Genomic DNA, 24159 nt, shown 5'->3' on the forward strand with positions numbered 1-24159 from the left:
CTAGCCCGCGCGGCGGATCCGCGAAAGCCCGGGCCTGTGGGCCATCCGGCAGACGGTGAGGTCGTCCCGCAGGCCATCGGTCCGGGGCCCGGTCTCGCACAGCATCAGGATCGGGCCGATGCCGCCCCGGCGCGGGGCCTGCGCCAGAAGGCTGGCCTGGTGGAGGTTGAGCGCCAGAACCTCGGCCGAGGCGGCGTCAGCCCCGGCCAGCGCCCGCGCCGCGCGGCCGATCAGGATGAAGTAGCCCGGGGGCGGCTCGCGATCGAGGGACGCCACGGTGAGCCTGGCGGGGGCGCGGCAATCGAGGCTCATCCGCTCGGCATCCTGCGCCCGGAATACCGCGACGGGGCCCGTCCGACCGGCCAGAGAGGCTCCGGTCGCGCGGATCACCGTCGCGGCGAGCGTGTCGCAGGCGTCGGCGGCGCGGGCTGGTGCGGATCCGAGACTGAACACGCCGACGAGGACAGTCAGAGCGGAGAGGCGCAGCATGGGGAAATCCGCGGCAGGACAGATCGGCTTGCACCAGATAGCGCGGGTTGCCCGAGCCGCGTAGCCGCGGCGCGACAAATGCCGACTGCGCATGGACAGGGCATCCCGGATGCCCGATCTGAGCGGGCGGCGCGGCGCCGCACGCCGCTCGCAGATCAGGCTCCGTCGCGGCCATGCTTCGAACCGTCCTCGCCTCCGCCCTCCTGGCCCTGGCGCTGCCCGGCGGCGTCTCCGCGGAGCCGCAACCGCAGCCGACCTACGGGCCGGAGCTCGAGGGCTTCGCCTACCCGTTCCCGGTGGAGCGGTTCCTGTTCACCTCGCAGCGCCAGCCGCTGCAGATGGCCTATCTCGACGTCCGACCGGCGACGCCGAACGGCCGCACCGCCGTGCTGCTGCACGGCAAGAACTTCTGCGCCGCCACCTGGGAGAGCCAGATTCGCGTGCTCAGCGCCGCCGGGTACCGGGTGATCGCGCCGGACCAGATCGGCTTCTGCAAGTCGAGCAAGCCGGCGGCCTACCAGTTCACCTTCCGGCAGCTCGCCGAGAACACCCACGCCCTCCTGGCCAAGCTCGGGATCGAGCGTCCGGTCCTGGTCGGCCATTCCACGGGCGGCATGCTGGCCGCCCATTACGCCCTGCTCTACCCCAAGGCGGTGGAGCAGCTCGTGCTGGTCAACCCGATCGGCCTGGAGGACTGGGCCGCCAAGGGCGTACCGCCGACCTCGGTGGAGCACTGGTACGAGCGCGAACTGAAGGTGACGGCGGATTCGATCCGGGCCTACGAGACGGCGACCTACTATGCCGGCCTGTGGGAGCCCCGCTACGAGCCGTGGGTGACGATGCTGGCGGGTCTCAACGGCGGCCCCGGCAAGGAGGCGGTCGCCTGGGACTCGGCGCTCCTCTACGACATGATCGTCACCGAGCCGGTGGTCTACCGGTTCCCGCAGATCGCGGTGCCGACCCTGCTGATGATCGGCCAGAAGGACAACACGGCGATCGGCAAGGACCTCGCCCCGCCGGAGGTGCGGGGCCGGCTCGGGAACTACCCGGAGCTCGGCAAGGCGGCCGCCCAGGCGATCCCGGGGGCCAGGCTCGTGGAGTTCCCGGCCCTGGGCCACGCGCCGCAGATGTCCGACCCCGAGGGATTTAATGCGGCGCTGATCAAGGGGATGTCCGCGCCGTGAAAGTCCGGTCGTCCGTGTGCCGGCGCGGATGCATCTGACGGCGTGCTCGACCGGCCAATCCCGTCCTCGATCGCATCCTGGGGTGCCGAGCGATCGTTGATCGCCCGCCACCTCAGGATGCGGGGCGTGGTTCGGACGTCCGGCGATCGCCGACGACCGGCGATGACGGTCGTCGGCGTGGACCGGTCCTAGAAGTATGACTTCAGCACGCCGCGGCGGCGGACGTCGAGGGTCGCGCAGTGGAACGAGCCGCCGAACGGGCCGTAGCTGAGGAACGGCGCCGGGATCGGGTCAAAGCCCCAATCCTTCAGAGCCTTGATCAGCGTCGGCTGGCTCTGGTCGACGACGATCTTCTTCTCGGTGATCGCGAGCACGTTGATCGAGGTCCAGGGCGAGCACATCGAGATCTTGCTCATGAAGCCCTCGACCGGGTCGGGGCGCGGGGCGATCAGCACGTCCCACTTCTTGAGCACGGCCGGCAGCTTCTCGACGTCGACGTAGTCTGGGTTCACCAGCACCTTGCCGGGGGCCAGAGGCATGAACGACGAGTCGATGTGCATCGGCTGCGGGCAGCGGCTCTCGATCTCGTGGATGCGGAAGCCCGGGCCGAGGTGGCGGCGCAGCCACTCGATGCCCATCAGGTTTGTCACGTTGGAGCGGGTGACGAACAGGTCGCGGCCGCAGCGCACGAAGTCGGCGGCGTCGAAGACCGGTTCGAACTCGTTCACCGTGAACTGCATGGGCTCGCCGGCCTTCAGGTTCGGCACCCGGTAATCGTAATTGTAGAGGTCGTCCGTGAGCTGCGGCCGCGGGGCTGAAGTCCAGCGGGCGCCGGCGCGGAAGTATTCCTTGAACAGCGACCGGTAGGCGTCGCCCTCGAAGTAGCGCGAGCGCCAGCACATCGGGCTCTCGATGATCTCGTCGCCGATGACGAGATACGGGTCGCGCGGGCAGGCCACGCAGAAGCCCCGGGAGGACCAGCGCGGGGCCTTGAACTTCTTGGAGAAGTCCACTGCGTCCGGGCGGCGGACCTTCACGCCCTCGCCGGCCAGGATAGTGATGAAGTTGTCGAGCTCGGCCTGGGCGAGCTTCTTCATGAACTTCGGATACTTCCACCCGCTGGCCAGCCGGTAGAACGGCTGCGCGGCGCGCGGCAGGTTGAAGATCACCGTGAGGTGATGGGTCGGGATCGTGGCGCCGTCGAGGGAGCCGACGATCACCTCCTCCAGCGGATCCCACTCGTTCCAGGCCATAACCGGGGACTGGGGGGCCGGGACACCCGGTTCCATTCTGCCCGTAAGGCCGCCGGCATGCGTTTCGTCGGTCACGGCCTCGAGGGCCGTGATCGGTGATTCGCGCTCCATGACGTGTGCCCCTTCTGCGACGTGCCGCGGCCTTCTGCGTAGGCGCTCAAGCCCCGCGCCGCTTTGGCACCCGGTGTGTCAAACGGGTGATAGACACCGCTAATCCGTGCTGCAACGTGACAGAAACGTTCCCGGGCCGACGGACCTATTTCTGCCGCGACCGTGACCGATTTCCCGCATCAAGCCTTTTGCGAGCTTGAAAGACGACAATGAAGCGCCTCACGACCCTGGCCTCGATCGCCGGTCTGTGCACGGTCGTCGGCCTGTTCATGTCCTCCGGACTGGAGGATGTGTCGGCCGCCGTCGTGAGCGCCGGCTGGGGCGCCGCCCTGGTGGTGCTCGCCCGCATCGTGGCCGTCGCCTGGGCGGGGCTCGGCTGGTACGTGGTCTTTCCGCGGGCCGCGGCCAAGCTCGCCGACTGCGTGTCCCTCCGCTTCGTCCGTGAGGGCATCAACACGCTTCTGCCCGTTGCCACCGTCGGCGGCGACTTCGTCGGCGCGCGCCTCCTGTCGAAGCGCAACGTCCCCGGCGCGCTCGCGGGCGCCAGCATGTTCGTCGATCTGATGACCCAGGCGCTGACGCAGCTCCTGTTCACCGTGATCGGCCTCGCCCTGCTGGTCCTGATCTCCGGCGACGGCCCGATCGCCCACACGGTCGAGGGCGGCCTGGCCCTGGCGGTCCCGGCCCTCGGCGCCTTCTACCTGATCCAGCGGCGGGCCGGGCACCGCCTGATCCAGGGGCTGCTCAGCCGCTTCGCCTCGGGGCGCGAATGGCGCGCCTTCGGCGCGATCGACCAGCTGTACGACAGCCTGCGCCGGCTCTACGGCAACCACGGGCGTTTCGCGCTGGCTCTGGCGGTGCACCTCGCCGGCTGGGTGATCGGAACGCTGGAGGTCTACGTCTGCCTGCGCTTCATGGGCTATCCCATCGATTTCGCGCAGGCGCTGATGATCGAGAGCCTCGCCCAGGCGGTGCGCGGCGCGGCCTTCGCGGTGCCCGGTGCCCTCGGCGCGCAGGAGGGCGGCCTGATCGCCCTGTGCGGCCTGTTCGATATCCCGGCCGAGGCGGCGCTCGCCCTCTCCCTGGTCAAGCGCTTCGCCGATCTCGGCGTCGGGCTCCCGAGCCTCCTGCTCTGGCACCGGATCGAGTCCAAGCTCCGGTCCGAGGCGCCCGAGGAGGAGGAGCGCGAGCCGGTTCCGGAGGCCGGACGCAAGGCCAAGAGGATCGCGCCGCCCGCGACGCTGGGGCCGTTCTACAGCTACGCCCCGCCGCGCATGGGATCGCGGCTCGGTGACGGCGAGGAGTTGAAGAAGTGCGCCTGACCCGCCGGCTCGCGGCCGCCCTCGTCGCCGCTCCCTTGAGCACCGTTCCCTCGATCACCGTTCCCTTGGCCCTGCCCCTGCTCGCCGCGGGTCCCGCCTGGGCTGCCGACGAGGCCGCCGTTCAGACCGTGCGCGACCTCTACGCCGCCTTCGCGGCGGCGCTGAAGGATGGCCCGAGCCCCCTGTCGGCGCGGGTCGAGGCCGTCGGGCCGGCGATCGAGAAGGCGTTCGATTTTCCCGCCATGACCCGCATCGCCGTGGGCTCGAAATGGTCGAGCTTCACGCCGGAGCAGCAGGCGGCGGTGATCGACGCCTTCAAGCGCAGCCTGACCGTCACCTACGCCAACCGGCTGGCCCGCGCCGCCGGCGGCAAGTTCGAGGTGACCCCGAAGATCGAGGAGCGCGGCGCCCAGCGCGTGGTGCCGACCCGCGTCACCGCGGCGGATGGCGACGATTCCGCCGTGGACTTCGTGGTCAACGCCGACAACCGCATCCAGGACGTGCTGCTCAACGGCGATGTCAGCGAGATCGCCGCGCAGCGCAACGCCCTGTCGGCGCCGCTGAAATCCGGGGGGGCCGACGGCGTCGTGAAGTTCCTTCGGGCGCGGGCCGACGGCATGCTCGCCGCGAAGCCGACGCCGTGAGCGTCGTCTCTGCCAGTGCCGACCTGAACCGGCCGTTCGCGGCCTTCGCCGCCTGAGGCGGCCGGACGACCGCACGGATCCGACCGGATGGATGTCTCTTCGCTGGCGCTGCTCGGCCTCTCGTGGCTTTCGCTGCTCTGCCTGATCCTGGCGGCGGCGGGCTGCGTCTACGGCTTGGCCGCCGCCGTCTGCGCCGGCCGCTACGCGGCACGCCGCCCCCCGGTGCTTGCCGGCGGCGCGGCCCGGCCTTCCGTGACCGTCCTCAAGCCGCTCTGCGGTCTCGAGCCGAACCTCTACGCGAATCTCGAGACCGTGCTGCGCCAGGACTATGCCGGGCCGGTCCAGATCCTGTTCGGCGTCCAGAGGACCACCGATCCGGCGATCGGCGTGGTGGAGCGGCTGCAGCAGGCCTATCCCGATGCCCGCATCGACCTCGTGATCGACAGCCGCCAGCACGGCTCGAACCGGAAGGTCTCGAACCTGATCAACATGGCCGAGGCCATCGCCCACGACGTGGTGGTGTTGGCCGACAGCGACATGGTGGTCGGCCCCGACTATCTGGAGCGCCTCGTGGCGGAGCTGTCGCAGGACGGCGTCACCGGCGTCACCTGCCTGTATCACGGCGTGCCCGCTTATCGCGGCCTCTACGACCAGCTCTCGACGCTCGCGATCGACACGCAGTTCCTGCCCAACGTGGTGATGGGCCTGAGCCTCGGATTGGCGAAGCCCTGCTTCGGCTCCACCGTGGCCTTCACCCGGGCGAGCCTCGAGGCGGTGGGGGGCTTCCGCACCTTCCGCAACGATCTCGCGGACGATTACGCCATCGGCGCCGCCCTGCGCGGCCTCGGGGGCCGTGTGGCGATCCCCAGCTTCACCATCGGCCATACCAGCGTCGACACCGACCTCGCCGGCCTGTGGCGGCACGAGCTGCGCTGGAACCGCACCATCCGCACCGTCGATCCGGCCGGCTATGCCGGCTCGATCGTCACCCACGCCTTCCCCCTCGCCCTGCTGGGCGCCCTCCTGCCCGGCGCCGGCACCGGCGCGCTCTGGGTCGCCGCTGCGGCGCTGGCGAGTCGGATCCTGCTCTGTCGGCAACTGGAGCGTGCCTTCGGCTTGGCTCCGCACCCCTACGGACTGTTGCCGATCCGCGACATCCTCTCCTTCCTGAACTTCTCCTGGGCCTTCGTGTCGGGGGCGGTGACATGGAAAGGTCACGATTATCACGTGGTTGCGGATGGCACCCTGATCCCGGACGCCGAACTCGGCCGCGATGCCGGCGCGCCCACCCGCTGATCCCGGCTTTCGCTTCCTTCCCCCTCCCCCCGGCATTGCCCTGAGGCCTTGAACCCCATGCGCACGCTCTTCCTCCAGGCCCCCACCTTCGACGGTTTCGACGGCGGTGCCGGCTCCCGCTATCAAGCCAAGCGCGAGATCAAGTCGTTCTGGTACCCGACGTGGCTGGCCCAGCCGGCCGCCCTGGTGCCGAACTCGAAGCTGATCGACGCGCCGCCGCACAACATCAAGCTTCCCGAGATCGTGGCCCAGGCCAACGATTTCGACCTCGTCGTGCTCCACACCTCGGTGCCGTCGTTCAAGTCCGACGTGAAGACGATCGAGGCGCTGAAGGCCGCCAACCCGAAGCTGATCGCCGGCCTGATCGGCGCCAAGGTCGCGGTCGACGCCGCCGGCGCCATGGCCCAGGCCCCGGTGGTCGATTTCTGCGCCCGCAACGAGTTCGACTTCACCGTCAAGGAAGTCGCCGAGGGCGTCCCGATGTCGGAGATCAAGGGCCTGTCCTATCGCGACGCCAACGGTGTCGTGGTCCATAACGAGGACCGCGAGATCATGACCGACATGGACCAGCTGCCCTTCGTCACCAGCGTCTACAAGCGCGACCTGGAGATGGAGAAGTACTTCATCGGCTACCTGAAGCACCCCTACATCTCGTTCTACTCCGGCCGGGGCTGCAAGAGCCGCTGCACCTTCTGCCTCTGGCCGCAGACGGTCGGCGGCCACACCTACCGCACCCGCTCGGTCGCCCACGTGATCGAAGAGATCAAGTACTGCCTGAAGGAGTTCCCGCAGACCAAGGAGTTCTTCTTCGACGACGACACCTTCACCGACAACCTCCCGCGCGCCGAGGAGATCGCCCGCGAGCTCGGCAAGCTCGGCGTCACGTGGTCGTGCAACGCCAAGGCGAACGTGCCGCGCGAGACCCTGAAGGTGCTCAAGGAGAACGGCCTGCGCCTGCTGCTGGTCGGCTACGAGTCCGGCAACCAGACCATCCTGCACAACATCAAGAAGGGCATGCGGGTCGAGGTCGCCGAGAAGTTCACCAAGGATTGCCACGACCTAGGCATCGCCATCCACGGCACCTTCATCCTCGGCCTGCCGGGCGAGACCAAGGAGACGATCCAGGAGACGATCGCCTTCGCCAAGCGGATCAACCCGCACACGATCCAGGTCTCCCTGGCCGCGCCCTACCCGGGCACATTCCTGTACAAGCAGGCGGTGGAGAACGGCTGGCTCGACATCGAGAACGCCGAACTCGTCGACGAGAACGGCGTGCAGGTCGCGCCGCTGCACTACCCGCACCTCTCGCACACCGAGATCTTCACCTCGGTCGAGGAGTTCTACAAGAAGTTCTACTTCCGGGCGCCGAAGATCGCCTCGATCGTGAGCGAGATGGTGCGCTCGCCCGACATGATGAAGCGCCGCCTGCGCGAGGGCGTCGAGTTCTACCGCTTCCTCAAGGAGCGTCAGGGCACCGCCAAGGCGGCGTAAGTCAGGGGTCCGGGGCCCTTCGGCCCCGGCGGGGAGCGGGGCAGAGCCCCGCCCCCTACCCAAGGCTCCGCCCTGGACCCGCGAGAGGGCACGCCCTCTCGACACCCGTTACGAGGTTTGCGTGAAGCGTCTGGTCGTCACCGCGGACGATTTCGGGCTGAGCCCCGAGGTCAACGAGGCCGTCGAGCAGGCCCATCGCGACGGGATCCTCACGGCGGCGAGCCTGATGGTCTCGGCGCCGGCCGCCGCCGACGCGGTGGCGCGGGCCCGGCGGATGCCGTCCCTGCGGGTCGGGCTGCACCTCGTCCTCGTCGAGGCGTGGCCCACCCTCCCCGCCGCGGACCTGCCCGACCTGACCGACGCGGCCGGTCTGATGCGCGCCGACATGGGGCGCCTCGGCCTCGACTTCGCCCGCAAGCCCGCCGCCCGGCGGCAGCTCGCGGCCGAGATCCGCGCCCAATTCGAGGCCTACCGGGCGACCGGCCTGCCGCTCGACCATGTCAACGCCCACAAGCATTTCCACGTCCATCCGCTGATCGCGGGCGCGGTGCTGCGCATCGGCCGCGACTTCGGCATGCGCGCCCTGCGGGTGCCCCGGGAGCCGCGGGAGATCCTGCGCCGCGCCGAGCCCGGAGCGCGGCCGCGGGCCGCCCTCGACATCGCCCCCTGGGCGGCGCTGCTCGCCGTGCGCGCCCGTCAGGCCGGGCTGCTGATCCCCGACCGCACCCTCGGCCTGGCCTGGTCCGGCGCCATGACACCGGCGCGCGTCGCGGCGCTGCTGGCCCAGCTCCCCGACGGCCTGACCGAACTCTACACCCATCCGGCCACCGGCGGCGGCTTCCCGGGCGAGGCGCCGGGCTACCGCTATGCCGACGAGCGCGATGCGCTGACCGCCCCCGCCTCCCGCGCGGCAGCCGAAGCCTCGGGCGCGGTTCGCGGCGGCTTCTCCGACTTCCTCACTTGACCCGCGCCGATATCTGACTTTAGTCAGATAAAATGACGCCCGCCGAGATCGCCCGTGTCCGCCGGTTCGCCCGTGCCGTCACCGCCGAGGTCGGGGCGCTCGATTCCTCGTTCCTCGGCCGGGGCCGTCCCCTGGGGGCCGCGCGCGTCCTGAACGCGATCGGGGCCGGGCGCACGGAGGTCGGCGCGATCCGCACCTATCTCGGCCTCGATTCCGGCCTGATGAGCCGTCTCCTGCGGGGCCTGGAGGAGGAGGGACTGGTCGCGACGGCGCCGCATCCCGCGGATGCCCGTCGCCGGATCGCGTCGCTGACCGAGGCCGGGCGGAGCGAGTTCGCGGCCTACGAGGCGCTGTCGGATGCCCGCGCCGTCGCCCTGCTGGAGCGCGCGCCGCAGGTGGACGCGCTCCTGCACGCCATGGACCGGGTCGCCCTGGCCCTCGGCCACGACGCCATCGCCATCACGGAGACTGATCCGACCGGCGCAGCGTCCCGCGCCTGCCTCGACGCCTACTACGCCGAGCTGGCCAGCCGATTCGCCGGCGGGTTCGACGTCGCCCGGTCGTGCGACCCCGAGGCCGCCGCCATGGTGCGCCCACGCGGCGTGTTCCTGCTCGCGAGCGGCGACGGGCTGCCGGTCGGATGCGTCGGGCTCAAGGGGAACGGCGGCGCGGTCGCGGAGATCAAGCGGCTCTGGATCGATCCCGCGGCCCGCGGGCTGGGCCTTGCCAAGCGGCTGATGCAGGCGGCCGAGGTGGCCGCCCGCGACCTCGGGATCCGGACGCTGCGGCTCGACACCAACAGTGCCCTCCCCGAGGCCCTGACGCTCTACCGGCGGTCGGGCTGGGTGGAGATCGACCGGTTCAACGACGACCCCTACCCGGACCATTTCTTCGAGAAGGCCCTCTGAGGCCTTCCGTAGCGCCGGCCACGACCGGCCGGCGCGACTCGGCCCGTCCTATTTGGCCGGCACCGGATCCTGGTGCGGGGCGGTCTTGCGCAGGGCCGCGCCGGCCGCCTTCTCGGCTTCCGGACGGTCATCGTCGGGCTGCGCCGGCGGCTCACCGAGGGTTGCCGGCACGACGAAGAACGCCGCCACCAGGGTGAAGAACAGCGACAGCGCCAGCAGCTTGCCCATGCTCGCCGTGCCCGGATGGCTCGACAGGACCAGCGATCCGAAGGCGCTGCCGGTGGTCAGCGCGGAGAAGAAGATCGCCCGGGTCAGGCTGGAGGCGAGCATGTCGGTCACGCCCGCCCGCCACGCGATCACGTAGTAGATGTGGAACGCCACGCCGACCGCGAGCATCAGCGGCAGGGCGATGATGTTGGCGAAGTTCAGCGGCATGCCGACGATGCGCATCGCCATGAGCGTCCAGAGGGTCGCGATCACCAGCGGGCCGAGGGTCATCGCCACGTCCCAGGGTTTCCGCAGGGCGACCGACAGGATGACGAAGATCAGCACGAAGGCCGTCACCGCCGCCTGCACGAAGGCGCCCAGGATCGTGTAGCTCGACTGCGTCGTGGCCACGGGCGCACCGGTGGCGTGCGGGGCGACCTTCAGGACCTCGTCCGAGAAGCGGCGCAGCACCGTATCGTCGTTCGAATCACCCTTGGGGTGGACCTCGATGCGCGCGCGCCCGTCCGCCGCCACCCAGTCGGCCTTGAGCTGCGGCGGCAGGTTCTCCAGCGTGATCTTCTCGGGATGCAGCAGGTCGCGCAGCCGCGCCAGCAGCGGCACGAGGTCCTTGGTCAGCGCCACCGAAGCCGCCTCGCGCATCTGCACCGGGCCAGCGGCGAGCTTGTCGAGGGTGCCGGCGAGGCGCTTGGCCTCCTGGGCGCCCTTCGCGTCGCCCTTGGCGTCTGTCGAGAGGCCGTTGAGCGCCGCGGCGGCGTCCTTGAGCGCCTTGACGTTGTCGGCGTCGGTCGGCGGCGGCGGCCGACGGCCGGGATTGAGCACCGGGTCGAGGAGCTGGGCCGTATCGGCGACCTGGGCCAGCTTCTTGTCCTGGTCGCGCGGGACGAACGTGTCGATGCTGTTGACCGAGGCGGTGACCGGAAGGGCCAGAAGCGTCTTCGACAGCGCCGGGACTGCGTCGACGCTCGGCGCCAGCACGTCGATGAAGTTCGGGCTGGTCTCGGGATTTTTGATCAGGTCCAGATAGGTCGCGATGGACTGCGTCTTGGGGCTGCGCAGGTGCATCGGGTTCGAGTCGAACGGCAGGTGCCAGAGCAGCGGCGCCCCGGCCAGGGTCACGAGGCCGACGCCGATCAGGATCGGCTTGCGGTGCTGGATGATCCACGGATCGACGCCGACGAGCCAGTTGGTCTGCACCGCCGCCTTCTCGCCCACGGGCTTGAACACCGCGATCAGCGCGGGCAGCAGCGTCAGGGAGAACAGGAAGGCCACCACCATGCCGACGCCGGCGATCAGGCCGAGCTCCGACACGCCCCGGAAGGCCGTGGGCAGGAAGGCGAAGAAGCCCGCGACCAGCGACACCGCGGCGAGCGTCAGAGACCAGCCGACCCCGCGGGCGGCGGCGCGGATCGCGCTCTCCAGGGTCGGCTGCTCGTAGCGGTCCGCCCGGTAGCGCACCGAGAACTGGATGCCGAAATCGATGCCGAGCCCGACGAACAGGGCCGCGAAGGCCACCGAGATCGGGTTCAGCTCCTTCACCATGACGAGGCCCAGGGCGGCCGTGACCACGAGACCCGCGAAGGTGGTGATGATCACCGCGCCGACGAGCTTGCCCGAGCGCAGGGCCAGCCACAGGAACAGCACGATCGCGCCGACGATGATGCTGTTGTTGAGGCCCGCATCCTCCGACAGCGTCGCGAACTCCTCGTCCGCCACCGCCACCGTGCCGGTCAGGCGCATGCGCAGGCCGTTCTGCCCGTCGATCCCCAGATCCTTCGCGACGTTGCGGATCAGCTTGGTCGCCTGGTAGCCGGGCTCCAGGGCGTTGAAGTCGAGGACCGGCTGGATCACCACGAACTTCATCTTGTCGGTGACGCTGGTCTGGCCCCCCGACAGCAGCTCCTGCCACGACATCCGCGCCGGCTTGCCGGCCAGCACCTTCTGCAGCGTGTCGTCGATCTGCCCCATGGGCTTCTCGAGATCCTCGAGCTTGGCGTCGCCAGTCTTCACGCCGCGGGCGCCCAGCGTCAGCACCCGCATCACGCCCCGCAGGGACGGATCGGCGGCGAGCGGCCCGAGCAGGCCCTGCTGCTGGGTCAGCGCTTCGAGGGTCTTATCGAGGTCCGCCTGCGACATCAGCAGCAGGCCGTTCTTGTTGAAGAACGGGCCGCCATCGGGCCGGTAGACCGTCTCGATCAGGTTCTTGTGGGCGGTCAGCGCCTTGGCGAGGTTGGCGGCCGCCTCCTCGGTCTCCTCGGGCGTCTCGCCGTTGATCACCGCGACGATCGTGTTGCTGCGCTGCGGGAACGCCTTCTCGAAATTGATCTCGTCCTGCCGCCACGGCTCCTTCGGGTCGATCAGCCGCTCGACATCCGTGTTGATTCGGAACAGGTGCGCCGCGACCCCGAGGCTCGCGACCGTGACGAACGCCGTGAAGGCGATCACGATCCACCGATACCGCACCGAGAACGCGACGAGACTTTCGATCACGAGCACCCTGCCTGTTCGCATCGGACGCGCCCCATGCGCGACCGGCTCCTGTCATTCGTCCGGTCCAGACCCCGCCCACCGACACGGACGGGCCCCGGGCTCCGCCGGCCGATCGCGCCGCGATCCGGTCGGGTGCGCATCGGGTTCGAGGAACGCCGCACTGCCCGTTCTGGCCACGCCGTGCGCGTCCAGGACCCGACTCCGCCCGATGACGCGGCCCGCGGTCGGGTCACCCGCCGCGGGCCGGGACTTGCATCGCGGCCACGAGGCTCAGTAAAGAGGGCGATGCCAGATTGCAACGCGGCCGCTGTGGCGCGCATCCCGCGCCTGTCCGTGTGCGCTAGCGCACGGCGATCCTGGCGCGGCCACCAGAATCTTGGGATTCCGGTCGTATTGCCGACGCAATGCACGTGCTGTCCTCAACGATCGGACGTCTCCGCTCACGGATCCCGCGGGAGCGGTGCGTGTGGCGCCGTTGCGTCAGGAGCAGGATAAGATGTCATGACCTCGCCGAAACGGGGTCGTTTCAGATTAGTTCCAAGCTAGATCGCTGGAATTCGAGATTTTTTCGCGTTAAGCACCCCAATGCCCCGGGGTCGACGAAGTAAGGAGCCGCAATCTTGGGTATCCCCCTCCGGTACGTCGCGAAGATCGGCGGCTACATCCTGAAGCAGCACCTCACGGGCCGCAAGCGCTACCCGCTTGTGATGATGATGGAACCGCTGTTCCGCTGTAACCTGGCCTGCGCCGGCTGCGGCAAGATCGACTATCCGGACGAGATCCTGAACAAGCGCCTGCCGGTCGCCGACGCCCTCGAATCGGTGCGCGAGTGTGGCGCTCCGGTGGTGGTGATCGCCGGCGGCGAGCCGCTCCTGCACAAGGATCTGCCGCAGATCGTCGAGGGCATCATCGCCCAGAAGAAGTTCGCGATCGTCTGCACGAACGCGCTGCTCCTCGAGAAGAAGATCAAGGAGTACAAGCCGAGCCCGTACTTCACGTGGTCGATCCATCTGGACGGCGACAAGGAGATGCACGACCAGTCGGTGTGCCAGCGCGGCGTCTACGACAAGGCCGTGGCGGCGATCGCGAAGGCCAAGGAGATGGGCTTCCGCGTCACCATCAACTGCACCTTCTTCAACAATTCCCAGCCGGAGAAGATCGCCGACTTCTTCGACAGCGTGACCCGGATGGGTATCGACGGCATCACCGTCTCCCCCGGCTACGCCTACGAGCGCGCCCCCGACCAGAAGCACTTCCTGAACCGCAAGGCGACGAAGGACCTGTTCCGCGGCGTGTTCCGGCACGGCAAGGAGAAGGGCCGCGAGAAGTGGACCTTCCAGCAGTCGGGCCTGTTCCTCGACTTCCTGGCCGGCAACCAGACCTACCATTGCACCCCGTGGGGCAACCCGACCCGCACCGTGTTCGGCTGGCAGAAGCCCTGCTACCTGCTCGGCGAGGGCTACGCGGCGACCTTCAAGGAGCTGATGGAGACCACCGACTGGGATTCCTACGGCACCGGCAACTACGAGAAGTGCGCCGACTGCATGGTCCACTCGGGCTACGAGGCCTCCTCGGTGGTCGATTCGGTCCGCAAGCCCTGGAAGCCGCTGGTGCACGCGATCCGCGGCATCAAGACCGACGGCGCGATGGCCCCCGAGGTCAGCCTGGAGAACCAGCGCCCGGCCGAGTTCGTGTTCTCGCGCAACGTCGCGCAGAAGCTGTCCGAGATCAAAGCGGCCGGCGTCGACACGAAGCAGGAAGCCCGCAAGCGCACCGCCGCCTGACCGGCCCGAACGATTGACGACACGAGACCCGCGGCCGCGAGGCCGCGGGTCTTTTGGTTTCCGGATCCCCGCAACGCGTCAGCCGAGCCGCGGCACGTGCGAAGCGCAGGTGCGCGGCAGGGTCCCGTCGAGCCGCGGATCGGGCGCGACCTCGACATGGACCGCGAAGGGGACGAAGCCCGAGCGCCGGTAGAAGGCGAGCGCGCCGGGATGGTCCAGGGTGCAGGTATGCACCCAGAACCGCGTGATCGGACGCGCCCAGGCCCGGCCGATCGCCGCGTTCATCAGCGTGCGGCCGATCCCGGTTCCGACCGCATCCCCGGTCAGTCCGAGAAAGACCAGCTCGCAGGTGCCGGGCCTGCGGAAATCGAGTTCCAGCATGCCGACGTTCCGCCCGTCCCGCCGGAGCGCGAAGATCTCGACGTCCCCGTCGGCCAGGATCGCCGCCAGCGCCCCGTCCGCCAGTGTGAGCCGCGAGAACCAGAGCCAGTCGGCGCCGACCTCCCGGAACAGGGTCCGGTAGGTCTCCGGGTCGGTGCGCGCCAGGGGCTCGAGGGCGAGCCCCGGCGGGAACGGCCGTCCGGGACGCGGGGGCGGCGGGCGGAGCATCTCCAGGCTGGTGACGATGGAGGCGAGATGGCCCGGCGGCACCGCCGCGTAGCCCGGGGTGAGGGTCGGGATCCCCGTATCCGGCAGCATGAATCTCCTCCGCTGTCGCGTCGGCGCGGCTCGGTCACGCGGCCCGCGGGCGGCGCCGCGCGACGAGCCACGGCAGCACGCAGAGCGCCGAGACCGCGATGGACACGGCGTAGGCCGCGACCGGGTCGATTCGCCCGAGCAGCAGGTGCACGCAGACATAGAAGGCGAGCACGCCGAACGCGCCCTGGGCGCTGCCGCGCACCACGTCGAGGGCGGCGCCGACACCGTCCTGAACCCGGGCGAAGACGATCAGCGGCCAGGAGATGATCGGGATCGGCGCCAGGACGCCGCTCAGGCCGGAGCCGAGATGTGGCGCCAGCGTCGAGACCAGCAGGACCAGGGCCGTGGCGGCGGCGAGCCGGGCCGGCATGTCCCAGCGCGGCGGGCGCGACCGGCGGACCGGCGCCTCGGTCCCCACGCGCGGCCGGCACAGGGCGACCAGCAGTGCCATCGCCGGCAGGTCGATCGCCGTGGCGAGCCACAGGCCGGGCTGGAGGAGTCCGTGCAGCAGGGCGCCGCCGAGGATGAAGGCCGCCAGAGCGAGGAGGATGGCGGCGAGGATCCCCATCCGTGGCGCGGAGACGGCGTAGGCGAGATAGCTGACCGTGACCGCGCCCAGCCCCTCCACCGAGCCGATCGCGGCGTCGGCGGCGAAACGCTCGCCCTGCTCGGCGGCGAGGTAGATCGAGATCGGCGCCGAGGTGAGCGGTAGCCCCGAGAGCAGGCCGCCGACGAGGCTGCCCCATCGCCGCGCCGCCGCCGAGACGGCCCACATCAGCGTCGGCGTGACGATGATCTTGGCGGCGATCAGGCTCATGGCGATCCGAACGGCCCGCGGCGTCAGGCCGCCTGGGGCGGCCCGTCATCCTCCGGGTCGGCCGGCGAGTTGAGGATGTCGTCCAGCTCGTCGACCAGCCGGTCGATCTGGTCCTCGGTGGCGAGCACCTTCAGGACCTCCCCGGACTCCGTCTCCACGGCTAATTCGATATGCGGCCCCACCCGGGCCGTCAGGATCCGGGCCAGGATCTTGATTGCACTCATGCGACTGCCTCCTCCGCGGCGATGAGGCCGACCGCCACCGCCGGTCCACAGGTCGAGATCCCGTCGCGGGCACCGGCGATCCGGTCCGCCAGCAGCGCCACCAGCGGCGTCGCCGGCCGGCCGAGCCGCTCCGCGAGGCGGGCGCCCACGAAGGCGCCGGCGCCGCACAGGACGAGGGGCGCGTCCACGCCGAGATCGGGCCGGCTGAGGAGCTCCGCCGCCGCGTCGTGGAGCAGGCGCAGCTGCGCCTCGGCGAAGTGGGCGGCGAGCGCCGTCCAGGCCGAGGCGGGCGCCTCCGCCCGGTCGCGCCCGACGATCCGGGCGAGCCGGGTCTCGCTCTCGGCGACCGTCTTGCCCTTGCGGTCGCCGCTCGGCTGCTGGTCGGCGCCTTCGGGGAGCAGGCCGAGGATGCGGTAGACGTCCGCCATGTGGGCGAAGGTCTCGGTCATCAGCCGGGTCCGGCGGCCCGCGAAGGGGGCGTGGCCGGACAGCGCGATCACCGGCGTGCGCACCGCGCCGGTATAGACGAGCTCGCCGGTCTCCAGCCGCTCGGCATCGCTGTAGCCGGTCGCGGCCGGCCGCCCGCCCACGACGGGAATCAGGTCGGCGGTGGTCGAGCCGATATCGATCAGGAGCGCGTCCGGGACGACCCGGCCGGCGAGGGCCGCGGTGGCGTGCCAGTTGGCCGAGGCCACGTCCGCCGACAGGGAGGCGGCCGCCTCCGGGGCGACGAAGCCGGATCGGCCGGCATAGATCCGCACGGTTCCGGCGAGGTGCGATTCGGCCCATCCGGACAGGGCCGCGACGCCGTCGCGCCGGTCGGCGAAGCAGTCGGTCAGTTCGCCCGTCATGGTCACGGCGTGCAGGGCCGCGCCGCGGGCCCAGTCGGGCGCAGCCTCCAGCGCCCGGTCGAGGGCCGGCAGGCCCTGCCAGAGCGGGCACGGCACCTGGGCGGCGGCCACGACGCGGCCGTCCTCCACCAGGGCGACCTTGACGTGGACCCCGCCGAGGTCCCACCCGATCGTCATTGGGTTTGATGAGCGCATGGGACCGCGATGAGCGCCTCGATGGACCACAGGATCGGGCGCCCCGGCTTCGCGGTGATCCCGGTGCTCGATCTCCGGGGCGGCCGCGTGGTGCGGGCGCGCCGGGGCGAGCGCTCCTCCTATGCCCCGATCGAGACGCCCTTGGCAAAGGGCTCGGCGCCGGCCGCGGTGGCCCGCGGGCTGGTCGATGCGTGGCCCGCCGGGATCCTCTACGTCGCCGACCTCGACGCGATCATCGATCGCGCCGCGCCCGACCTCCGCGCCCTGGAGGCGATCGCCCGTGCCTGCCCGGGAATCGCCCTGTGGATCGATGCCGGCTTCGCCGAGCATGCGGGCGTCGCGGCGTTCCTGGCCGCCGGCCTCGGGCGCCCGGTGATCGGCAGCGAGAGCCAGGCGGATGCCGGCCTCGTGACGCGGCTCGGCGACCGGGCGGTGTTCTCCCTCGACACCCGCGGGGCGGAGCGGCTCGGCCCGGCGGCGCTCCACGACGATCCGTCGCTCTGGCCGCCGGAGGTGATCGCCATGACGCTGGCGCAGGTCGGGGCCGGGGCCGGCCCGGACCTCGCGGCCCTGGGGGCCCTGCGGGTGCGGGCGCCGGACCGCCGCCTCTACGCGGCGGGCGGCGTGCGCGGCCCGGACGACCTGCGGGCGCTGCGGGCGGCCGGGATCGCTGGGGCTTTGGTCGCCTCCGCCCTCCACGACGGCACCCTGTCCCGGGCGACGGCACCCGACCTCGCGTGATGCTTCCGGCCCGGGCCTGCGGCTGCTAAACCGCGCGACAGAGAGACCACCGACACGAGCCGTCAGACGATGGAAAAGTTCACGACCCTGGAGGGCGTCGCGGCGCCCCTGCGGACGATCAACGTCGATACCGACCGGATCATCCCGGCCAAGTACCTGAAGACGATCCGGCGGACCGGGCTCGGCAAGAGCCTGTTCGCCGAGATGCGCTACCGTGAGGACGGCTCCGAGAACCCGGACTTCATCCTCAACCAGCCCGCCTACCGGAACAGCAAGATCCTGGTGTGCGGGGACAATTTCGGCTGCGGCTCGTCCCGGGAGCACGCGCCCTGGGCGCTGGCCGATTTCGGCATCCGCTGCGTGATCTCCACGAGTTTCGCGGACATCTTCTTCAACAACTGCGCCAAGAACGGCATCCTGGCGATCGTCGTGTCCCCCGAGGACCTGGAGAAGCTGTTCGAGGATGCCGAGCGCGGCGCGAACGCCACCCTGTCGATCGATCTGGCGGCGCAGACCATCCGGGGGCCGGACGGCGGCACCCTGCATTTCGACATCGACGAGGGCCGCAAGCACAACCTGCTGAACGGCCTCGACGAGATCGGCCTGACGCTGGCGCGCGCCGCGTCGATCGATGCCTACGAGCAGAAGCTGGCCCAGCGCGAATGGGCCTGAGCGGCCCGCTGAGTGTCCCGACGGCGGTCGCGCTGAGGCGGCCGCCGGTCCGGCCCGGATACCGGGCCCTGCCTCACCCGAGCCGCATCGACAGCTCGACGACCTCGGCGAACGGCACCGACAGGTAGCCGCGGCTCGGCGCGCGCACGCGCGCCAGGTAGTCCGGACTGTGGTCCGCGTTGTCGGCGACCACCAGGGCGCCCGGTCCGAGGCGGCTCTCCACGAGGCTGAGAACCTCCGGATAGAGCCCCTTCGCCCCGTCGAGGAGCAGCAGGTCGACCGAGTCGGGCAGGTCGAGGCCGAGGGTCTGCAGGGCATCGCCCTCGCGGAACTCCACGAGATCCGCCAGCCCGGCCTCCATCAGGTTCGCCCGCGCCCGCACCACCTTGGACGGCTCGAACTCGCAGGTGATCAGCCGGCCGCCGCCATTGTCGCGCAGGGCCGCGGCGAGGTGCAGGGTCGAGAGGCCGAAGGAGGTGCCGAACTCGACGATCGTCCGCGCGCGGCGGGTCCGGGCGAGCATGTAGAGCAGCCGGCCGGTCTCCCGTGAGACCGCGAGGGGCATGTCCTTGAGCCGGCTGTAGAAGTCTCGGTAGCCGGTTCGGCTGCCCATGAGGCGCGTCCGCTCGTCCGCCGAGAGATCGCCGATGGCGCTCACGGGTGAGGAGGCCTCTGATTCCATGAAGAGACTGTCCAACAAGGACGCGATACGCGGCTCGGCGAGAGTAGAAGCTGAGCGTGACATGGCGATTTGCTTTCCGTCTTGCGTGCTCGACTGAACACGACGCAGAATACCGGCGCCCCCTGCCCGCGCCTATTCGCGTTCCGAGCCACACGTCATGCCCGATCGGCCAAGCCTCGGAATTTCCAAGCGAAAGCAGCCCCGGCAGGCGCGCTCCAGCGACCTCGTCGCGGCCATCCTGGAGGCGGCCACTCAGGTTCTGGCGGAGGTCGGGGCGGAGCGGTTCACGACGGCGCGGGTCGCCGAGCGCGCCGGCGTCAGCATCGGCTCGCTCTACCAGTACTTCCCCAACAAGGCGGCGATCCTGTTCCAGCTGCAGAGCGACGAATGGCGGGACACGACGGCTCTCCTCGCCGGCATTTTGCAGGATCGCACGACGATGCCGGGCGATCGGCTGCGCGCCGCGGTCCACGCCTTCGTGCGCTCGGAATGCGCGGAGGCGGCGATGCGACGGGCCCTCGACGCAGCCGCCCCGGCCTATCGCGATGCGCCCGAGGCCGCGGAGCCGCAGCTGGCCGGCACGCAGGCGTTTCGCGACTTCCTGCGCGAGGCGCTTCCGGCGGTTCCCGAGGCGGATCTGCAGGTCGCGGGCGCGATCATCGCGATGACCCTCGGCGAGGTCGGCGAGCGCATCTCGGAGGCGGCGCGGACGCAGGCCGCCGTGGAAGCCTCCGCCGGCGCGCTGGCCGACATGCTGTGCGCCTACCTGGACCGCCTGCGGAGCCTGGGCCGGGCGGGCGCCTCGTCTTGAAGCCGGCACCGGGCCCGCGCGAGGGCCCGGGATCGACGCGGTTCGCCGCCTCAGCCGTTCTCGCCGGTGAAGGCCTCGAAAGCCCGGGCGGTGTAGACCAGGGCGGCACCGGCATTCAGCGCCACCGCGACGCCCAGCGCCTCCACGACCTCCTCCTTGCTCGCCCCGGCCTTGCGGGCGGCCTCGGAATGGACGGCGATACAGCCGTCGCACCGGGTCGTCACCGCCACCGCGAGGGCGATCAGCTCGCGGGTCTTCGCGTCGAGCTTGCGCTCGGTCGGCGCCGCCGCGGCGAGCTGGTCATGAGCCTTGAGCAGGTCCGGGCTCACCGCGCCGATGCGCCCGAGCGTGCTCACCAGCTCGGCGCCGTACTGATTCCAATCCTTCATCATGCGTTTCGTCTCCCGCCTTGGAGGGCCCGCCGCTCGCTGGCGGGCTCCGAGCCAACCTATCGATTGGTAGGCGCGGTGGTCAAGACGACGCGGATTTCCTCACCCTTCGTTAACCCACATGTCGCCTGAATCCGCGCCCAGACTCCGCCCCGCATCGTGAGGATCGCCAGCATGCCGAAGCACCCGACGGGACCGAGGAAAGCGCGCGCGCTCGGGCTGCTATCCGGGATCGCGGTCGTGCCGCTGGCAGTCCTGCCCGCACGGGCCGATTTCGACCGCTGCCTCGCCGGCATCCAAGGGCAGGCCGCCGCGGCGGGCGTCTCGGCGCAGACCTTCCGGTCCGCCACGAGCGGCATCAGTTACGACGACAAGGTGATCGAGCTGTCTCAGGCGCAGCCCGAGTTCAAGACGCCGATCTGGGACTACATGGCGGCGCTGGTCGACGACGAGCGGGTCGAGGACGGGCGGGCGGCCATGCGCCAGCACGCGGCGGCCCTGGCCCAGGCCGAGGCGCGCTACGGGGTGGACCGCTACACGATCGCGGCGGTCTGGGGCGTCGAGTCGAATTTCGGCAAGAACCTCGGCAAGATGCCGCTGGTCCAGTCGCTGGCGACGCTGGCCTGCTCGAACAACCGCCGCCGGGACTTCTTCCGCGGCGAGCTGATCGCCACGCTCCGGATCATCGAGCGCGGCGACATCGCGCCGGAGCGGCTCACCGGCTCCTGGGCGGGCGCCTTCGGCCAGACCCAGTTCATGCCCACCACCTATCACCGCCTCGCCGTTGACGGCGATGGCGACGGACGGCGCGACGTGGTCGATTCGGTGGCCGACGCCGTCGGGTCCACCGCCAACTTCCTGCACGTCGCCAAGTGGCAGAACGGCCAGGTCTGGGGTTACGAGGTGAAGCTGCCTCGGGGCTTCAACGTCGGAGCCGCCGGACGCAAGAACAAGAAACCGGTCGCCCACTGGGCCTCGCTCGGCGTGACCCGTGTGGACGGGCGCCCGCTCTCGGGCGAGGGCCCGGCCGGGATCATCGCGCCCGCCGGCATCGACGGCCCGGCCTTCCTGGTGACCAAGAACTTCGACGCGATCTACTCGTACAACGCCGCCGAGTCGTACGGTCTCGCCATCGCGGTCCTCTCCGACCGGCTGCGCGGCAAGCCCGGCGTCCAGGCCGCCTGGCCGACCGACGACCCGCCCCTGTCCCGGGCCGAGCGGCGCGATCTCCAGACCCGGCTGGCCGCCCGCGGCTACGATGTCGGTGAGCCGGACGGCAAGGTCGGCCAGAAGACGCGCGATGCCATCAAGGACGTGGAGCGCCGGCTCGGGATGACGCCCACGGGCCGTCCCGGCGGCAAGGTGCTGGAGGCGTTGCGCGGCGGGTGAGACGGCGGCTGATCACGTCGGGCTCCCCGTTCGAGCGGGACTACGGCTACTCCCGGGCGGTGGTCGACGGGGACACCGTCTACCTGTCCGGGACGACCGGCTACGACTACGCCACGATGACCATGCCCGAGGGGGCCGCCGCGCAGGCCGAGGCCTGCTGGCGCACGATCCGCTCGGTGCTCGCGGAGGCCGGAACAGATCTCGCCGGCATCGTGCGCGCCACCTATTACGTCATCGACCGGGACGACGCCGAGGCCGTGCTGGCGGTCTGCGGCCGGGTGCTGGCCGATGTCCGGCCGGCCGCCACGATCCTGGTCGTGGCGGGTCTTCTACGCCCCGAGATGCGCGTCGAGATCGAGGTCACCGCGCGGACCCGGTAGCGGCGCCCCGATCGCGCCGGCGACGGCGAGCGGCCCCCGCGTGCCGTTCCGCCGGGCCGCAGAGCCATCCGATCCTCCGACCCGATCATCTCCGTCGCGCCCGCATTACGGCCGCGCCCGTGCCGTGTGCCGGGGGCATTCGACCCGTCCATTGCTGCGGTGCAGGTGCGGTTCGCCGGGGCGATCTCAGGTTCTGTCGTCGCTGGCGGCAGCCCATCCGTGCGGCCGGCATGCGCCATGTCAAAAGCAACGGCATCGTCGCCTCATCTGCAGATCTCGGTCGTTCAACTTGTAGGTCATGATCTTGATCTGCGCGCTTCTGTTGACATGAGCAATCGAATTTATCAGATCATGCCGCGATATCGCTGGATTTGGCGATCTGCGGGAATTTATTATGCGCATTCGATTTTTCAGCGTAAGTCTGTTTCGTCGTATGATGGCGCAAATTGTACTCACCGTATTGATCGTTTCAGCCATTGGCGCTGGCGGATTGCGATTGTATTACGAGGAAATGCTGGCCGAGCGGCTTCAATCCCTGCGCGCGATCACGGAGCTGTTCACCACCTACGCACAAAACCTTGAATCCCGGGTCAGAAGCGGCGCCCTGACCCGCGAAGCCGCCCTGGCGGAACTTGCCGAGACGGCCAAGGCCATGCGCTTCGACAACGGCACGAACTACGTCGCCATCTACGCGATGGACGGTACGGCTCTGGCGGTTCCCGACCGCAGGCTTGTCGGCAGCAACCAGCTGGACGTCCGGGTCAACGGGGTGCGCGTGGCCGGGATGCTGATCGATCTGCTGAAGACCTCCGACACGGCCCTGACGACGTATCAGTATCCGCGACCCGGCCGCGAGGGCCTGTACCTGAAGACCACACGCGCCGTCAGGTTCACGCCCTGGAACATCATGATCGCGGCCGGGACCTATACCGACGACATCAAGGACGCTTTCCTGTCGCTCGCTCTGGCGGCAAGCGGCCTGCTTCTCGCGGTCGGCGCCCTCGGCGTGCTCGGCTCGGTCCTGATCGGGCGCGGCATCACGCGTCCGCTCGACCGGCTCGGCCGCCGGATGCAGGCCCTCGCCCAGGGCGACGTGACGGGCTCGATTCCCGGGCTCGATCGGACGGATGAGATCGGGCAGATGGCCCGGACTGTGGAGGTCTTCCGCCAAGCGCTGATCGCAAAGGCCGAGATGGATCGGACGGCGGCGCAGGAAGCGGCGGCCAAGGCCCAGCACGTGCAGAGGCTCGACGTGCTCACCCGGGCGTTCGAGGCCGATGCCGGGGCCCTCATGACGGGCGTCTCCGCGGCCGCTGCGCAGATGCAGGTGACCGCCGAGGCCATGGCACGGCGGGCCTCCCGCACGAGTGTCCGGGCCACGCATGTGGCGGGGGCCGCGCAGGAGACCGCCGGGAGCGTGCAGAGCGTCGCCGCCGCCACCGAGGAGATGGCGGTCACCATCCAGGACATCTCCGGACAGATGGCGCAATCCTCGGCCAAGACGGCGCAGGCCGCGACCGAAGCGCAGCGCACCGACACCCTCGTGGGCGACCTCGCGAACGGGGCCGAGCAGATCGGTGCCGTCGCCAACATGATCGCCGGCATCGCCCGTCAGACCAACCTCCTGGCCCTCAACGCCACGATCGAGGCGGCCCGGGCCGGCGAGGCGGGCCGGGGCTTCGCCGTCGTGGCGGCCGAGGTCAAGGCGCTGGCTGAGCAGACGGCCAGCGCCACCGAGGAGATCGCCCTACGGATCGGCGCGGTCCAGGCGTCGACCTGCCAGGCCGTGGAGGCGATCCAGGGGATCGGCCGCACCATGGGGGAGGTCAGCACCCTCGCCGCCACGGTCGCTGCGGCGATCGAGCAGCAGGGCGCGACAACCGAAGAGATCGTGCGCAGCGTCGGGCGCGCCGCGGCGGCCACCGAGGCGGTCACCGGCAACATCGCCGACGTCTCGCAGGGCGCCGAGGAGACGGGCGGGGCGGCCGAGCGCGTTCTGGACGCCGCGATCGACATGTCGCGCAGGTCCGAGCAACTCGCCGCCGAGATCCGCCGGTTCCTGGACGGGATCCGGGCCGCCTGAGCGGATCGTATCGGCGGCCGGGACGGGGCGGCCGGCCAAGAAAAAACCGGCCCGGCTGAGCCGGG

At 70.4% G+C, this 24159-nt stretch carries 23 protein-coding genes; 14 read left to right on the forward strand and 9 right to left on the reverse strand.

The window, feature by feature from the left end; all coding sequences use genetic code 11:
• A complete protein-coding gene (locus A3862_RS26190) occupies nt 1–489 on the reverse strand; it encodes a hypothetical protein (protein ID WP_043756092.1) in 489 nt (162 codons plus the stop codon).
• 173 nt (nt 490–662) lie between these two features.
• Here A3862_RS26190 and A3862_RS26195 point away from each other — a divergent pair, with 173 nt between their 5' ends.
• On the forward strand, nt 663–1673 hold the full coding sequence (locus A3862_RS26195; RefSeq protein WP_043756091.1) for an alpha/beta fold hydrolase: 1011 nt from the start codon (nt 663–665) through the stop codon (nt 1671–1673).
• Between the two features lie 188 nt (nt 1674–1861).
• On the opposite strand, the gene A3862_RS26200 is transcribed toward A3862_RS26195, so the two are convergent.
• Nucleotides 1862–3037, reverse strand: coding sequence for an amidinotransferase (locus tag A3862_RS26200; RefSeq protein ID WP_043350578.1), 1176 nt, complete (start codon nt 3035–3037; stop codon nt 1862–1864).
• Nucleotides 3038–3246: 209 nt separating this feature from the next.
• Between A3862_RS26200 and A3862_RS26205 the strand changes: the two genes are divergently transcribed.
• The 6 genes from A3862_RS26205 (at nt 3247) to A3862_RS26230 (ending at nt 9662) form a co-directional block, all read left to right on the forward strand.
• Complete coding sequence (locus tag A3862_RS26205) at nt 3247–4359, forward strand: flippase-like domain-containing protein (protein WP_043756089.1); 1113 nt, start codon at nt 3247–3249, stop codon at nt 4357–4359.
• On the forward strand, nt 4350–5003 hold the full coding sequence (locus tag A3862_RS26210) for an MlaC/ttg2D family ABC transporter substrate-binding protein (RefSeq protein ID WP_043756087.1): 654 nt from the start codon (nt 4350–4352) through the stop codon (nt 5001–5003). The genes A3862_RS26205 and A3862_RS26210 overlap by 10 nt, the downstream gene beginning before the upstream one ends.
• 87 nt (nt 5004–5090) lie before the next feature.
• Nucleotides 5091–6299 carry a bacteriohopanetetrol glucosamine biosynthesis glycosyltransferase HpnI gene (hpnI, locus tag A3862_RS26215; RefSeq protein ID WP_043756085.1) on the forward strand — a complete coding sequence of 403 codons (1209 nt, stop codon included), beginning with the start codon at nt 5091–5093 and terminating at the stop codon, nt 6297–6299.
• Between the two features lie 57 nt (nt 6300–6356).
• On the forward strand, nt 6357–7790 hold the full coding sequence (gene hpnJ, locus A3862_RS26220; RefSeq protein ID WP_043386333.1) for a hopanoid biosynthesis associated radical SAM protein HpnJ: 1434 nt from the start codon (nt 6357–6359) through the stop codon (nt 7788–7790).
• A gap of 121 nt (nt 7791–7911) precedes the next feature.
• Complete coding sequence (hpnK, locus tag A3862_RS26225) at nt 7912–8754, forward strand: hopanoid biosynthesis-associated protein HpnK (protein ID WP_043756083.1); 843 nt, start codon at nt 7912–7914, stop codon at nt 8752–8754.
• Nucleotides 8755–8786: 32 nt separating this feature from the next.
• Nucleotides 8787–9662, forward strand: a complete 876-nt coding sequence (locus A3862_RS26230) for a bifunctional helix-turn-helix transcriptional regulator/GNAT family N-acetyltransferase (RefSeq protein ID WP_043756081.1) — start codon at nt 8787–8789, stop codon at nt 9660–9662.
• Between the two features lie 48 nt (nt 9663–9710).
• Here A3862_RS26230 and A3862_RS26235 read toward each other — a convergent pair whose 3' ends face one another.
• Nucleotides 9711–12377, reverse strand: a complete 2667-nt coding sequence (locus tag A3862_RS26235; RefSeq protein WP_043386381.1) for an MMPL family transporter — start codon at nt 12375–12377, stop codon at nt 9711–9713.
• Between the two features lie 620 nt (nt 12378–12997).
• Here A3862_RS26235 and hpnH point away from each other — a divergent pair.
• Nucleotides 12998–14161, forward strand: a complete 1164-nt coding sequence (gene hpnH, locus A3862_RS26240; RefSeq protein ID WP_043386340.1) for an adenosyl-hopene transferase HpnH — start codon at nt 12998–13000, stop codon at nt 14159–14161.
• Between the two features lie 78 nt (nt 14162–14239).
• Here hpnH and A3862_RS26245 read toward each other — a convergent pair whose 3' ends face one another.
• The 4 genes from A3862_RS26245 to A3862_RS26260 are packed head-to-tail and all read right to left on the reverse strand — an operon-like array spanning nt 14240 to nt 16947.
• A complete protein-coding gene (locus tag A3862_RS26245; protein WP_043756079.1) occupies nt 14240–14860 on the reverse strand; it encodes a GNAT family N-acetyltransferase in 621 nt (206 codons plus the stop codon).
• A gap of 34 nt (nt 14861–14894) precedes the next feature.
• Nucleotides 14895–15677, reverse strand: a complete 783-nt coding sequence (locus A3862_RS26250) for a hypothetical protein (RefSeq protein ID WP_043756077.1) — start codon at nt 15675–15677, stop codon at nt 14895–14897.
• A gap of 23 nt (nt 15678–15700) precedes the next feature.
• Nucleotides 15701–15901 carry a hypothetical protein gene (locus A3862_RS26255; RefSeq protein WP_043350558.1) on the reverse strand — a complete coding sequence of 67 codons (201 nt, stop codon included), beginning with the start codon at nt 15899–15901 and terminating at the stop codon, nt 15701–15703.
• A complete protein-coding gene (locus A3862_RS26260; protein WP_111474109.1) occupies nt 15898–16947 on the reverse strand; it encodes a hydantoinase/oxoprolinase family protein in 1050 nt (349 codons plus the stop codon). The genes A3862_RS26255 and A3862_RS26260 overlap by 4 nt, the downstream gene beginning before the upstream one ends.
• A gap of 9 nt (nt 16948–16956) precedes the next feature.
• On the opposite strand from A3862_RS26260, the gene A3862_RS26265 reads away from it, so the two are divergent.
• Nucleotides 16957–17688, forward strand: coding sequence for a HisA/HisF-related TIM barrel protein (locus A3862_RS26265; RefSeq protein WP_100793918.1), 732 nt, complete (start codon nt 16957–16959; stop codon nt 17686–17688).
• Nucleotides 17689–17757: 69 nt separating this feature from the next.
• On the forward strand, nt 17758–18360 hold the full coding sequence (gene leuD, locus A3862_RS26270) for a 3-isopropylmalate dehydratase small subunit (protein WP_043350546.1): 603 nt from the start codon (nt 17758–17760) through the stop codon (nt 18358–18360).
• A 73-nt stretch (nt 18361–18433) separates the two neighbouring features.
• Here leuD and A3862_RS26275 read toward each other — a convergent pair whose 3' ends face one another.
• Nucleotides 18434–19105 carry an O-methyltransferase gene (locus A3862_RS26275; RefSeq protein ID WP_043756073.1) on the reverse strand — a complete coding sequence of 224 codons (672 nt, stop codon included), beginning with the start codon at nt 19103–19105 and terminating at the stop codon, nt 18434–18436.
• Between the two features lie 94 nt (nt 19106–19199).
• Here A3862_RS26275 and A3862_RS26280 point away from each other — a divergent pair, with 94 nt between their 5' ends.
• Nucleotides 19200–19853 (forward strand): TetR family transcriptional regulator, encoded by a 654-nt coding sequence (locus tag A3862_RS26280; protein WP_043756071.1) that lies wholly within the window; start codon nt 19200–19202, stop codon nt 19851–19853.
• A 50-nt stretch (nt 19854–19903) separates the two neighbouring features.
• On the opposite strand, the gene A3862_RS26285 is transcribed toward A3862_RS26280, so the two are convergent.
• Entirely contained in the window at nt 19904–20245 is a 342-nt protein-coding gene (locus A3862_RS26285) for a carboxymuconolactone decarboxylase family protein (protein WP_078947260.1), read from the reverse strand.
• Nucleotides 20246–20416: 171 nt separating this feature from the next.
• On the opposite strand from A3862_RS26285, the gene A3862_RS26290 reads away from it, so the two are divergent.
• From A3862_RS26290 to A3862_RS26300, 3 genes are all read left to right on the forward strand, one after another.
• Nucleotides 20417–21631 (forward strand): lytic murein transglycosylase, encoded by a 1215-nt coding sequence (locus tag A3862_RS26290; protein ID WP_052083556.1) that lies wholly within the window; start codon nt 20417–20419, stop codon nt 21629–21631.
• On the forward strand, nt 21628–22011 hold the full coding sequence (locus A3862_RS26295) for a RidA family protein (RefSeq protein ID WP_043353789.1): 384 nt from the start codon (nt 21628–21630) through the stop codon (nt 22009–22011). Before A3862_RS26290 ends, A3862_RS26295 begins: the two co-directional genes overlap by 4 nt.
• Nucleotides 22012–22405: 394 nt before the next feature.
• Nucleotides 22406–24094 (forward strand): methyl-accepting chemotaxis protein, encoded by a 1689-nt coding sequence (locus A3862_RS26300; RefSeq protein ID WP_236961544.1) that lies wholly within the window; start codon nt 22406–22408, stop codon nt 24092–24094.
• Nucleotides 24095–24159: the final 65 nt, after the last annotated feature.

Origin of the sequence: Methylobacterium sp. XJLW (assembly GCF_003254375.1) — a bacterium.
Taxonomy (GTDB): domain Bacteria; phylum Pseudomonadota; class Alphaproteobacteria; order Rhizobiales; family Beijerinckiaceae; genus Methylobacterium; species Methylobacterium fujisawaense.